Annotated in this window: 8 protein-coding genes; 1 reads left to right on the forward strand and 7 read right to left on the reverse strand. The window is 74.3% G+C overall.

All coding sequences use genetic code 11. The features are described 5' to 3' along the window. Nucleotides 1-90 precede the first annotated feature (90 nt). On the reverse strand, nt 91-1,362 hold the full coding sequence (locus tag UO65_RS33245) for a pentapeptide repeat-containing protein (RefSeq protein WP_161784454.1): 1,272 nt from the start codon (nt 1,360-1,362) through the stop codon (nt 91-93). A 34-nt stretch (nt 1,363-1,396) separates the two neighbouring features. On the opposite strand from UO65_RS33245, the gene UO65_RS11950 reads away from it, so the two are divergent. Further along, nucleotides 1,397-1,771 carry a PH domain-containing protein gene (locus tag UO65_RS11950; protein ID WP_035281783.1) on the forward strand — a complete coding sequence of 125 codons (375 nt, stop codon included), beginning with the start codon at nt 1,397-1,399 and terminating at the stop codon, nt 1,769-1,771. Nucleotides 1,772-1,998: 227 nt separating this feature from the next. Here the strand turns inward: UO65_RS11950 and UO65_RS11955 are convergent, their stop codons facing one another. The 6 genes from UO65_RS11955 to UO65_RS11980 form a co-directional block, all read right to left on the reverse strand. Then, on the reverse strand, nt 1,999-3,309 hold the full coding sequence (locus UO65_RS11955) for a DUF1501 domain-containing protein (protein ID WP_035281785.1): 1,311 nt from the start codon (nt 3,307-3,309) through the stop codon (nt 1,999-2,001). Nucleotides 3,310-3,316: 7 nt separating this feature from the next. Next, nucleotides 3,317-5,044: a DUF1800 domain-containing protein gene (locus UO65_RS11960; RefSeq protein ID WP_052021068.1), complete on the reverse strand. Its 1,728-nt coding sequence runs from the start codon at nt 5,042-5,044 to the stop codon at nt 3,317-3,319. A gap of 279 nt (nt 5,045-5,323) precedes the next feature. After that, nucleotides 5,324-7,630, reverse strand: a complete 2,307-nt coding sequence (locus UO65_RS38605) for an ATP-binding protein (RefSeq protein ID WP_035281787.1) — start codon at nt 7,628-7,630, stop codon at nt 5,324-5,326. A gap of 168 nt (nt 7,631-7,798) precedes the next feature. After that, a complete protein-coding gene (locus tag UO65_RS37370; RefSeq protein ID WP_052021069.1) occupies nt 7,799-9,076 on the reverse strand; it encodes a DUF6801 domain-containing protein in 1,278 nt (425 codons plus the stop codon). A 317-nt stretch (nt 9,077-9,393) separates the two neighbouring features. After that, on the reverse strand, nt 9,394-11,664 hold the full coding sequence (locus tag UO65_RS11975) for an ATP-binding protein (protein ID WP_035281789.1): 2,271 nt from the start codon (nt 11,662-11,664) through the stop codon (nt 9,394-9,396). Nucleotides 11,665-11,697: 33 nt separating this feature from the next. After that, on the reverse strand, nt 11,698-12,813 hold the full coding sequence (locus tag UO65_RS11980) for a PucR family transcriptional regulator (RefSeq protein WP_052021070.1): 1,116 nt from the start codon (nt 12,811-12,813) through the stop codon (nt 11,698-11,700). Nucleotides 12,814-12,842 lie beyond the last annotated feature (29 nt).

The following is a 12,842-nucleotide window of genomic DNA, read 5'->3' on the forward strand; positions in this document are numbered from 1 at the left end:
CCCCGCCCAAGCAGATCCACCCACCCGGGCACGCCCCGAAAACGACCGGGCTCTTGAAACGGCAAGCGGAACCACGCCGCAGGCACCCGGTCAGTCGGCAGTGAGGAACGGAACGACCTCGGCAGGCGGATCAGCAGTGAACTCGGCTTCGGCGAAAGCCGCCGAAGCCCGGAAGTCCACGGCCTCGAAGTCGGCGAATCCGTCGAAATGGGCGCCGGTGAAGTCAGCCGGACCGTCGAACACCGTGTCGCAGAACCGGGCGTGCCTGCGGAACCTGGCGCCCGCCAGGTCGGCCGACCCGGTGACGACGGCATTGCCGAACCACGCGCTCCCCTGGAACTCCGCCCCGGCGAACCCGGCGCCCGCGTCGAACGCGACCCGGCCGTAGGACACGTCGGCGTGGAAGCGGGCGTCGCGGAACTGGGCTTCGGCGGCGAACGCGGCGCGGGCGAAGGTGGTGTCGCCGTGGAAGTCCGCGGCGCGGAAACCGGCGTCCGCCCAGTCGTCGGGGGCGTCGAACCGCACGTCGCGGAAGTCGGCGGCGCTGTGGAAGCGGGCGCCGCGGGCGGCGAGGCCGTCGCGGAAGCGGGCGCCGCGGAAGCGGGCCCGGCCGCCGAAGCGGGTGCGGCGGAAGCTGGTGCGCCCCTCGAACACGGCCTGGTCGAGGGTGACCGCGCGGAGGCGGCAGCCGGTCAGGTCGAGGTCGACCAGGTGCGCGCCGGTCAGGTCCAGGTCGAGGTCCGGCCAGAAGTCCGGGGCCGGGGTGGCGGGGTCGTCGCCGGGGCGCAGGTGCCGGGTCAGCACCCGCTGCACCGCCAGCCGCACCGCGATCTCCCCGGTGTCGTACGGCGCCCGCAGGCACGCGCAGAGCACGTCGACCACGGCCTGCCTGCGGCCCGGGTCGGCGGCGGCGATGCGCTCCAGGGTGTGCAGGCCGCCGAGGCGCACCGGGTCGCGGTCCGCGCCGAGCTGGTCCACCGCGGCGGTGATGCGCTGCTCCACCGCCTCCGCCTGCGCGACCGCGGCCATCCGGCGGCGGTGGGCCTGGGTGTCGGCGGCGGCCTCGCGGCGCAGGGCCAGGTCGCGCTCGCGGTGGTCGAGGTCGGCGACCGCGGTGCGCTGGGCCCGCCAGAACAGCAGCAGCCCGACCAGCCCGCCCACGGCGACCGCGGCCGCCAGCCCGGTCCACACCGCGTTCGCCCGCGCGCCCGCCGCCGCGTCGCCGCTCACCCCCCACCCGCCGGTCCACCACAGCGTGACCGCCCCCGCCGCGACGCCGACGACCAGGAGCGACACCACCAGCACCACCGCCCGACCCGCGGGCGGGGTGGGCGGTCGGGAAACGGAACGCGCATCGGTCACGCTGGCGATGATCCCAGGTCTAAGCTCGTTCACCATGATCGACTTTGAGAAAGCCTCCGTCTTCAAGCTCTCCCCCATCGACACGCGCGACATCGGACAGGATCTGGCCCCCGTTCTCATCCCCGGCGAACGACTCGTCGCCGCGTTCAAGGGCGTCCGCGACTTCGTCGCCTTCACCGACAAGCGGCTCATCACGGTCAACATCCAGGGCATGACCGGCAAGAAGCGCGACTACACGTCCCTCCCGTACAGCAAGGTGCAGGCCTTCTCGATCGAGACGGCGGGCCACTTCGACCTGGACGCGGAGCTGGAGCTGTGGTTCAGCGGGCTGGGCAAGGTGCGGCTGGAGTTCCGGGGCAAGGCCGACATCCGGGCGCTGGGGCAGCTGATCGCCATGGGCTCGCTGTGAGGCGGTGCTGAGCAGCCCCCGAATCAATCCAACCACCGGGGACCGACAGTGCCGGGGTGGTCGGCAGGGGTTGTCCACAGGCTGAGCGGCGAAGCCCCCGAATCGATCCAACCAGGGGGTGGTGACAGGAACCGGGCGCGGGCGGAGGTTGTCCACAGGGGGCGGGCCACGGGCGGGAGGCGTCCACGAGGCTCGGGGCGGAGCCCTGGCGGGAGGCGTCCACCGGGTCAGGTCAGGGCGCCCAGGCGGCGGTAGTCGTGGCCGGGGAAGACCTTGGCGAGGTTGGCCTCGGTGAGGCCCAGGCGGCGGGTGACGAGTTCGCCGAGGAGGTCGCGGTGGTCGTTGCTGCCGGGGACGTCGCCGTGGTCCTGCACGTTCTCGGCCAGGCCGTCCCAGGCTCCTGCGATCGTGCGGGGGCGCAGGCCGCCGCCGAGCAGCAGGGCCACCGAGCCGTGGCCGTGGTCGGTTCCGGCGCTGCCGTTCTCGGCGATGCGGCGGCCGAACTCGGTCATGGTGAGCAGGGTGGTGGTGTCCAGGGCCGGGCCGAGGTCGGTGGCGAAGGCGTCGAGGGTCTTGCCCAGCTCGGTGAGGTTGCGGGTCATGTCGGTGGCCAGGTCGGTGTGCATGTCCCAGCCGCCGAGGTCGACGCAGGCCACGCGCAGGCCCGCGCCGGACTTGATCAGGCGGGCCACGTCGGCGAGGGACTTGCCGAAGGCGCCGTCGGGGTACTGGGCGGCGGACTGGTAGGCCGTGGTGGCGATGGTGCCCGCCGTCCGCAGCGCCCCCAGGGTGGTCGCCGCCTGGGCGGCCAGGGGGTGGTCCAGGCCGGTGTAGAGGGTGGTGAGGGCGGCGGTGGTGCGCTCGTGGGCGCCCTCCCAGCCCGCGAGCCGGAACCCGTCGATCCCGCGCAGGGCCACCGCGCCCGAGGTGCCGACCAGGGACCTGGGCAGGGTGCTGGCCTCGCCGACCGCGCGGAAGGTGGTGCCCGGTCCCATCTCCGCCAGGACCCGGTCGAGCCACCCGGAGCTGGCGGCGCCGCCGCGCTCCAGCACGTCCTGGGCCTGGAAGTGGCTGCGGGAGACGTCCGGTGTCGACAGGGCGGGGACGGCGGTGAACCTGCCCGCGTCCCAGTGCTTCTTGAGCGGTTCCAGGGCCGGGTGCAGGCCGAAGCCGCGGGCCAGGGGCAGCGAGCCGGACACCGCCGTCCTCGGGCGGGCGGCGCGCAGGACCGGGTCGTCGGCGGGGACCAGGACCGACAGGCCGTCCATGCCGCCGCGGAGGAACACCACGACCAGGGCGCCGGGGCCGGGGGCGCCGAAGGACACCCGGGTGGTGACCAGTTGGGCGCCCAGCGCCGCGACCCCCGCCATGCCCGCGCCCGCCAGCACCCGCCTGCGGGTGAAGCCACCGCTCCACAGGCGGTCCCGGGTGCCGTTGTCGTGCTCGACGCGGGCCGCTCGGGCGCGCAGCAGGGATTCCTCCCGGTTGGGGCCGAGGCGGGCGGTGTCCGGGCAGTCGGGGTGCAGGTGATCAGTCACGGCGACCTCAGCGCAGGGCGAAGTAGGGGGAGTCGAGCACGACGGGGACCAGGTGCGGGGCGGCCTGCGCGGCGGTGGCGCCGTCGAAGAACGCGACGAGGGCCTGGCGGTGCGCCGGGCTCATCCGCTGCAACAGCAGGCGTTCGCACAGCGCGTCCACATAGGACGCGGCTGAACCCTTGGTGGGGACCAGGTCTTCCGGTTTGGTGTAGGTCAGGCCCTTCCACCAGCCCTGCACGAGGCCGCGGTGGCGGTTCCACACCTGCAGCATCGACCCGGCCGACGCCCACGCGCCCGCCACGTCCGGGTAGCCGTTGGGCGGCGCCCAGCCCAGCGGGCGCTGGCCGACCTCGTCGAGGCTCCAGTACAGGTCGGCGACGGACTTGGCGGTGTCCGACCCCGGCCGCACGTCCAGCGCGCGGGCCGAGGCGACGACGTTCTCCAGCGGGCGCCGCGTCTTCTGCCCGACCGACGCCCAGAACTCCCGCGACGACAGCAGCGCCTTGAGCACCGGCACGATCTCGGTGTCGGACTCCAGGTACACGGCGGCGAGCCGGTCGACGAGCGCCTTCGGCGGGTCGTCGGCGACGAACCGGACGGCGAGCTTGCGGGCGATCTGCCGCGCCGTCGCCGGGTGGGTGGCCAGGTAGGCGAGGTAGCGGTCGCCCAGGGCGAGGCCGCCGGGGCCGGAGGCGTTGGCGTCGCCGAAGCCCAGGACGGTGACCGGGCCGGTCCAGTGCCACTTCGGGTCGTACTTGAACTCGCCCTCCTTGGTGGTCGTGCGGCCGGTGAGCAGGAAGGCGCTGTTGCGCACGTCGTCCTCGGTGTAGCCCGCGCCGACGCCCACGGTGTGCAGTTCGAGCAGCTCGCGGCCCAGGTTCTCGTTGACCGACTCCCGGCGCGACTCGTCGTTCGACAGGTAGCGCAGCATCGCGGGGTGGCGCATGGCCGCGGTGAGCATGGCGCGGAAGGAACCCAGCGCGTGCGCCCGGATCACCGTGTTGTGGTACGACGGGCCGACGTCCCAGGCGCCGTCGCTGGGCAGGGTGACGTTGAGGTGGTTCGCCCAGAAGTCGACCACGACCTCGTGGACCTGCCGCCGCGACCACAACTGCCTGGCGAGGGTGGCCTGGGCGTGCGCGAGCATGGCGTCCCAGCCGTACTCGCGCACCGCGCCGCGCACCTGGGCCGGTGACATCGCCGCGAGCGGGAACACCCGCCACGCGGCGTCGCCCTCGGCGTCGGGCACGGTGTCCGGGGCCAACTGCGCGGCCAGCCAGCGGTCGATGCCGACCTGGCGGACCTCGGCCACGGTCCGCGGGTTCGGCCCGAAGGTGAAGCGGCGCAACAGGTGCAGTTCGGGGGCGGAGGTGTCGAGGATGGTGGACACGGTGACCTCCGTGGCGGCCGCGGCGGCGGCCGGGCCGGAGAACAGCTCCGCCGGGTCCGGGGTGGCCGAGCCCGCCTGCCCGCCCGCGCCCGCGGTGTAGCTGTCGTCGCGGTCGAGGTAGGTGCCGCCGTCGGCGGGTGTGGTGGCCGCCTTGCGCGGGGTGCCGTCGGCGCGCGACCGGGGCGGCTGGGGTTCCTCGTCGTCGGGGGCGAACAGGCCGCTGCCGATGACCGGGACGCAGGCCGCCGCACCGAGGCCGCCGCCGATCAGCGCGGCGAGGAGCTTGCGCCTGCTGCCCGCGCCCTGACCCTGACCACCTGGCTCATCGTCCGGCGAACCGTCCACAAGACCCCGACTTCCCTTGCGCCGCAACCACTCGGGTGGGCAGCGACCGTTCGGATGCCGGGAACGGTAGCCACCGGGGCACCACGCGGATACCCCCGAACGGCGCAAGTATATCAACGCCGTGACCGGGGCGTTATCAAGTCGAGACAACACCCCGGTTGCGCGGGCGACCGGTGGGCGTCATCCGAAGGTCAAGGGCGAACTCGTCGACGTCATCGGGTGGCTGGACGACACCCTCTCCACCTGCGCAGGAGTTGTCGGGCGGCCTTGGGGGCAGGGTCAGGGGCGGGTGCTGATCCAGGCGGCGATCTGGGAGCGGTTGGTCAGGTTGAGCTTGCGCAGGATGTGGTCGACGTGGCTTTCCGCTGTGCGGCGGGCGATGACCAGGCGTTCGGCGATGTCGCGGTTGGTCAGGCCCTCGGCGACCAGGGCGGCTATCTCCAGTTCGCGCTTCGTCAGGGTGCCGCGCGGTGTCGCGGCCGGGGTGGGCTGCAGGGCCGCTGTGGGGGAGGTGCGCAGGCCTCGGGCGTAGGCCTGGTCGTAGCGGGTGCGGCCCAGTTCGGCGCGGACCGCGTCGACCTCGGTGGTGTGGGTGGTGCCGATGGCGGGGTAGGCGTCGGGGCTGGAGCCCATCAGGGCCCAGATGCCGCCCGCGACGCCGAACAGGAACGCCGCCTGTTCCGCCGAGCCCGCTTTGGCCGCCGCGGTGGCGAGGAGTTCGGTGGTGAAGGCGGCGGTGAAGCGGTTGCCGAGGTCCCACTGGGCCCGCAGGGCCTGGCGGCCGGTGGACTCCGCCTCGGCCCAGTCGCCCTCGGCCAGGCTGACCCGGGCTCTGGCGTAGAGCAGCCAGCCGCGGAAGTAGTGCTCGCCGCAGGCGCGGCTGAGGGCCGTGCCCTCGGTCAACAGGGCCTTGGCTCCTTCGGTGTCACCGGAGAGGCCGAGGGCCTGGGCGGCGAAGACCAGGGCGAACAGGCGGTCCGGCACCAGGTCGTCGCGGGTGCGGAAGACCGTGAGCGCCTTGTCCAGCAGGGTTCGCGCCGCCGCCAGTTCGCCGCCGTAGACCGAGGCGATGCCCCAGGTGCTGGCGACGCGGGCGCGCAGGGCGCGGTCGCCGTGCTGCTTGGCGACCGCGCCCGCGGCGGTGAGGTGGGCGGCGGCGGCCGGGACGTCGGTCTGGCCCAGGGCGGACAGGCCCGCCAGCCACAGTGCGGTGCCGCGCTCGGGGGCGTCGTCGGGGATGCCGGGCAGTGCGCGGTCCATCCACATCCGGGCCTCGCTGAGCAGCCCGTGCAGCGTCCAGTGGTGCATCATCGCCAGGCCCATGCGGACGGCGACGACCGCCTCGCCGGGGGTGCTGACGCAGTACTCGGTGGCGACGCGGAAGTTGGGCTGGTCGCGCCACAGCCTGCGCACCCAGGTGAGCTGGTCGGGGCCCAGCCAGGCGGCGGCGAACCGGTCGGCCACCACGGCGAACCAGTCCCGGTGCAGCCGGGCCACCGCGGCGCGCTCCCCGGCCGACTCCAGCCGCTCGGCGCCGTACTCGCGGACCGCGCCGGACATCCGGTAGCGGGCGACGCCGTCGTGCTCCTCACGGGTGAGGACGGACTTGTCCAGCAGACCGTCGATGGCGGCGAGGACGTCGTCGGGGCCGCCGCCGCCGTCGGGGCCCGCGCACACGTGCTCGGCGGCGTCGAGGTCGAAGGTGCCGGAGAAGACCGAGGCGCGGGCCCACACGCGGCGCTCGGACGGGGAGCACAGGCCGGAGCTCCAGTCGAGGGTGGCGCGCAGGGTGTGCTGGCGCTGCGGGGCGGTGCGCGAACCGGCGGTCAGCGTGGGCAGGCTGCGGGTCAGGCGCTCGGCGAGCTGGCCCGCCGACAGCGCCCGGATGCGCACCGCGGCCAGTTCGATGGCCAGCGGCAGGCCCTCCAGCCTGCGGCAGACCTCGGCGACGTCGGCGGCGTTGTCCCCGGTGACCGCGAACGCCGGGACCACCGCCTGCGCCCGGTCGACGAACAGCCGCACCGCGTCCACCTCGACCAGCGCGGCGACCGGCAGCGGCCCCTCCCCCGGCACGGCCAGCGGCGGCACCGGCAGCACCCGTTCGCCGTCGACGCCCAGCGACTGGCGGCTGGCGGCCAGCACCGCCACCCGGGGGCAGCCCCGCGCCAGCGCCCGCACCAGGTCCGCGCACGCGCCGACCAGGTGCTCGCAGTTGTCCAGGACCAGCAGCAGGGCCCTGTCGCGCAGGTGGTCCACCACGACCTCCAGCGCGGGCCGCGGCGAGCGGTCGTGCTGGATGAGCTGGTGGGCGACGACCTCGGCCACCATCGCCGGTTCGCGCAGCCCGGCCAGCTCGACGACCGCGCGGCCGTCGGGGAACCGGTCGGCGGCGTGCGCGGCGACCCGGTCGGCGAGCCGGGACTTGCCCACCCCGCCCGGCCCGGTCAGCGTGACCAGCCTGCGCGCGCCCAGCAGCCGGGCGCCCTCGGCGATCTCCGCGGTGCGGCCGACGTGGCTGCTCAGCCCCCACCGCTCGGCGGGGTCGGGGAAGCCCGCCGGGTCCGGCGGGAGCGGGTCACCGTCCACTGCGCACACCCATCGCCCGCGACACCGCTCCCGTCCGCCGGGCCCGGTCGGGCACGGCCGGGTGACCGTATCGGTTGCTCCGGTCGGTCACCAACCACGCGTCCACCTGGCGGAAAAAAAGCCTGCCCCCTCCCGGGTGGGGAGGGGGCAGGCCGTGACAGGAGCTGACTACTTCTTGATCGCCAGGTCGATGTCGATGGTGTTGCCCGAGCTGGTCACGAACGGGCCGATGAAGTCGCTGAGCGGACCGCAGTTCGTGGTCTGCGCCAGGTTGTAGGTGCCGGTGATCTTGCCGCCCTTGAGGACGTCGAAGTTGCCGACCGACTTCAGCGAGATGTCGGTGGGGTTCGGCGACTTGCAGGTGTCGCCCATGTAGATCGGGATGCCGAACAGGGAGACCTGGGTCAGCACGACGTCGAGCTTGCCGTTGAAGGTGATCGCGCCGGTGGTGACGGTGCCGCTGGCGGTGCCGACCGGCTTGAAGGCGATGCTGGACTCGGCGGGCAGGAAGCCGAGGATCTTGAACTGACCGCTGGTCGGGTTCAGCTTGAGGTCACCGGTGTACTTGCCCGCGGCCAGGTCGGCCGTGGCGTTGAACTCGCCGCCGAGCTTGACGGTGCCGTTCAGCGACTTGAGCGTCGAGCTGCCGGTGATGTCGTAGTTCACCTTCACGCCGTTGTTCGGGGGCGTGGTCGGCGGGGTGGTGGGGGGCGTCGTCGGCGGGGTCGTCGGCGGCGTGGTGGGCGGGGTCGTCGGCGGCGTGGTCGGCGGCGTCGTGGGGGGCGTCGTCGGCGGCGTCGTCGGCGGGGTGGTCGGAGGCGTGGTGCCACCGCCGCCACCGATGGTGAAGGTGTGCAGCAGGTTGTTCTGGCCCGGCACCTGGGTGCAGGCCGAGTCGAAGGTGCCCAGGCCGGTCTCGGTGCCGTCGGCCTTCTTCGGGGTCAGGGTCAGCTTCAGGTCACCGACGGTGATCTTGGCCTCGCCCGCCTGCTGGAACGACAGCGACGGGGCGGACCCGGTGGCGGTCACGTCGAAGGCACCCGAGGCGGGCACGTTCGTCTTCGGCACCGTGATCGGCACGTTCACCGGAAGGGTGATGCCGGGGGCGGCGACGGTCGAGGCCGCCTGCGCGGAGCCCTCGACGGTGGTCGCGCCGACCAGGGTCAGGCCCTGGGTGGCGGTCTCGGGGACCGTGGTGACGGCGGTGATCTTGATTTCGCCGCTCGGCTCGCCGATTCCGATCTTGGTCGGCAGGTCGGTCTTGATGACCGCCTTGATGTTCTGGTTGCCGATCAGCGGGAACGGGCAGGTGTAGTTCAGCGTCAGCGAGACCGGCTCCGCGGAGCTGCTGCCGCCACCGACCAGCAGGCCTGCCGCGACGAGCCCGGCGGCCGAGGTCACGGTGATGCCCGCGACCAGCTTCTTCGAGACCTTGCGAGGACTCACGGTCTTCCTTCCTCAGGTATCAACAGTGATACGTGGACAGGGAGAACCCCGTCCGGGGAAATCAACGAAAGGGTGTCGGTGGCGTGCGGCCAATTCCGCCGCAAAAGCCATCGGGGCTCAGATTAGCTCCGAAAAAGCGACCCACACAACACCAAGACCTGGGCTTTTCCGAATTTGTCATCTCACCACATGCCGCCGTGAACCGATCTCGACCGGTCCAACGACTTGCCCGGACCGGTCGATATCGGGACTTCGGGCCTTGAAACAACGTACGTGAAGGGCTGTTGCGAAAAACAACAGGTCGGCAAAAATGAAAGCTATTTCACCCGTCCGGCGACCCAGGCCGCGATCTGCGCCCGGCCGCGCACCCCGAGCTTGGCCCGGACGTGCGCCACGTGCGTCTCGGCGGTGCGCGGGGCGATGCCCAGCCGCTCGGCGATCTCCCGGTCGGTCAGCCCCTCGGCCACCAGCGCGGCCACCTCCGCCTCGCGGGCGGTGAGCCCGGGGTCGGCGGGCGCCCGCTCCTCGCCCAGCGCGTAGGCCACCGCGGCGTCGGTGTCCATGGCCAGGCCCGCGCGGAACTCCTCGGCCGCGGCGGCGGCGCCGATCGCGTCGACGACGAGGGAGCTGTCGCGGCTGACCGGTGACCCGAACGCGGCGTAGTTGGCCAGCGAGGCGCCCAGCGTGCGGGCGGCCGCGGCGGCGGCGCCGAGCAGCCGCGCGGACCGCCGCGGCGCCCCCCGGTGCGCGGCGCAGCCCGCCAGCGTGGCCAGGGTGAAGGTGACCACCGTGCGGGCGTCGACGCGCCGCTGCAACCGCATCACCTCCAGCCCGGCGGCCTCGGCCTCGGCCCGGTCGCCGAACAGGTACTCCGCTGCGCTGCGCGACCACAGCGCCCAGGCCAGCCAGCACACCTCGCCGACCTCGGTGCAGGTGGCGACCGCCGCGGCCAGCACCTCCCGGCCGCGCGGCAGGTTCCCGGCGTGGCACAGCGCCAGGCCCAGGTTGTAGGTCGCCCACACCTGCCCGCCGCGGTCGCCGAGCGCGCCCAGGGTGTCGGCGGCGGCGCCGAACAGCCCGGCCGCGGCGGCGCCGTCGCCGTCCATCAGGGCCGCGTACCCGCGCACGTGGCTGGTGTAGGCGCGGGCGTGCCCGTCTGCGGTGTCGGGGATCTGGTCCAGGGCGGTCGCGTAGCCCGCGCGGTCGCCCTGGACCAGGGCGAGGAACGCGGCCAGCCACAGCGCGTGCGCGCGGCCGGGGGCGTCCGGCGGGGCGGCGTCGAGCAGCCTGCCCAGCCACATCCGGCCCTCGGTGGTCAGGCCGTGCGCCATCCAGTACTCCTTGGCCGCGGTGACCATCCGCAGGCCCACCACCGCCTCGGCCGGGTCGTGGGCGCAGAAGTCCAGCGCCCGGCGCAGGTCGGCGTGCTGGTGGCGCACCCGGCGAATCCAGTCGACCTGGTCCGGGCCGAACCAGTGCGCGGCGAAGCCCTCGGTGAGCGCGGCCAGCCGGTCGCGGTGGCGGCGGCGGGTCGCGGCCTCGCCGCCCAGCTCGCGCAGCCGCTGCTCGCCGTGCCTGCGGACCATCTCCGGCATCCGGTGCCGCACCCGGCCGCGGCGCTCGGTGCGCAGCAGCACCGACTTGTCGACCAGCCCGGCCAGCGCGTCGAGGACCGCGGCCCGGGGCAGGCCACCGCCCCCGGCGGGGACATCGGCGTCGGCGCAGACCTCCTCGGCGGCGTCGAGGTCGAACGGGCCGGAGAACACCGAGGCCCGCGCCCACAGCAGCCGCTCGCCGTCGTCGCACAGCTCGTGGCTCCAGTCGATGAGCGCGCGGACGCCGGAGTGCCGCCCCGGCCCCCACGGGCGGACCCGGTCGAGCAGGGTGAACCGGTCGGCGAGGCGGTCGGCGACCTGGGCCACCGACAGCGACCGCAGCCGGATCGCGGCCAGCTCGATGGCCAGCGGCAACCCGTCGAGCGCCGCGCAGAGCCGGATCACGTCCTCGGCGTTGTCCGCGGTGACGGCGAACCCGGGGACGACGGCGGTGGCCCGGTCGACCAGCAGCCGCACCGCGTCGTACTGGCCCAGGGCGGCCGCGGACTCCCCCGGTTCGGGCACCGCCAGCGGGCTGACCGGGAACAGCCGCTCCCCGGCCACCCCCAGCGACTGGCGGCTGGTGGCCAGCACGGCCAGCCGGGGGCAGGCGCGCAGCAGCGCCTCGACCAGGTGCGCGCACGCGTCGACCAGGTGCTCGCAGTTGTCGAGCACCAGCAGCAGGCGGCGGGTGCGCAGGTGGTGGGTCAGCACCTCCACCGGCGGGCGGGTGGTCTGGCTGCCCAGGCCCAGCCGCTCGGCCACGGTGGGGGCGAGCAGTTCGGCCTCGCGCAGCTCCCCCAGCTCGACGAAGGCCACGCCGTCGGTGAAGCGGGCCCGCGCGGCGACCGTCGAGGCCAGCCTGGTCTTGCCGACACCGCCGGGCCCGGTGACCGTGACCAGCGCCGCGGACCCGAGCAGCGCGGTCAGCGCGCGGGTCTCGCCCGCGCGGCCGACGTGGCTGGTGACCCCGGCGGGCACGGATTCGACCACGCGTCGATTATGGCCGCACCCGGGAACCGGTGATCAGCTCGCGCGCTCGTGGCGCACCTTCGCGCGGACCGCCAGCTCCAGGTCGAAGCGCTTGCGCGGGTCGGCGAGCTGGTCGCCGAACAGCTCGGTCAGCCGGTTCACCCGGTAGCGGATCGTCTGCTGGTGCACCCCGAGGTGTTCGGCCATGTCCACCACCCGGCCCCGGGTGGCGAACCACTGGTCGAGGGTGGCCAGCAGCCGCACCCGCTGGTAGTTGCGCAGCGGTTCGAGCGGGGCCAACTGGCGGTCGGCGAGGGTGTCGATGAGGAAGTCGTCGGTGAACAGCGCCAGGCTCAGCAGGTGCTCGTCGCAGTCGACGACCGGGGCGTCGGGGATGCGGCCCTTCTCCACCAGGTCCAGCGCCCGGGTGGCGACCTCCAGGGCGGAGCGGATGGTCCCGACCGGGGTGGCCGGGCCGAGCGCGGCCCGCCAGCCGGGCAGGGCGTTCGCCACCGCCTCCGGGTCCAGCCTGCCCGCGGGGGCGATGACGCACGGCTCGGGACCGTCCAGGTCGAGCAGGACGTCCGGGCCGAGGTCGGCGAACAGCCGGGGGTCGCGCCCCGGGCGGTGGCGCAGGGCGACCACGCGGACCGTGCCGGGCAGCGGCCACTCCGCCTCGCCCGCCACCTCGGCGAGCTGCGGGCGCCCGGGCGGCGGGTCCTGCAGCAGCAGCCCCACCAGCCGCACCCTGGCCAGGGCGCGCGACACCGGCGGCGGCCCCGAGTCGGCCATCGCGCCCAGGTAGGCGAAGACGACCTCCGCGCCGCGCGCCACCCGGTCGGCCGGGACGCCCAGCCGCCGGGCGTGCACCACGGCGATCTCCCACGCGACCCGCGCGCCGACCCGGTAGGCCCGGGCCGCCCGCTCGCGGTGCAGCCCCTCCGGCAGCGCCCCGCGCCGGGCCCGGAACAGCGCCGCCCACTCGTCGGGGTCGTAGTCGTCGGGGTGCTCCATGACCTGCAGGCACCCGGTGACGGCGGTCCGGATGGTCTCCACCAGCGGGTCCAGCAGCGCCTGCGGCAGCCCGTCGACCCCCTCCTCGCGCCGGAGGGCCCCGACCACCTCCCGCCGGAGGACGGCGTGCCGCTCGTCCACGTGCGCTGCGGTCATGCTCAGCTCCGTCCGGTGGGGAAACAGGT

The sequence above is a fragment of the Actinokineospora spheciospongiae genome, from assembly GCF_000564855.1.
Classification (GTDB): Bacteria; Actinomycetota; Actinomycetes; order Mycobacteriales; family Pseudonocardiaceae; genus Actinokineospora; species Actinokineospora spheciospongiae.